This is a genomic window from Enterovibrio coralii (assembly GCF_001559595.1).
Lineage (GTDB): Bacteria > Pseudomonadota > Gammaproteobacteria > Enterobacterales > Vibrionaceae > Enterovibrio > Enterovibrio coralii.
The window spans coordinates 1-221 of record NZ_LNTY01000069.1; the positions used below are offsets into that span (position 1 = coordinate 1).

Here is a 221-nt window from a genome sequence, read left to right on the forward strand (position 1 = left end):
CGACGAACTGTACGGCCAAGACGGTGACGACCGCTTACGTGGCGGTGCGGGTCACGACCTCCTTAAAGGCGGCATCGGTAACGATGAGCTGCATGGTGATGCAGGTAACGACACCATTTACGGTGAAGACGGCAACGACAAGGTCTACGCAGGGACAGGTGATGACGCTGTCGATGGTGGTTCCGGCAATGATGTGATCTATGGTCAGGACGGTAATGACA

Annotated in this window: 1 protein-coding gene; it reads left to right on the top strand. The window is 56.1% G+C overall.

The window, feature by feature from the left end; translation table 11 throughout:
- Positions 1–221 (top strand): calcium-binding protein (locus ATN88_RS25345; RefSeq protein WP_408607738.1); only part of this gene is annotated, 221 nt, incomplete at both ends.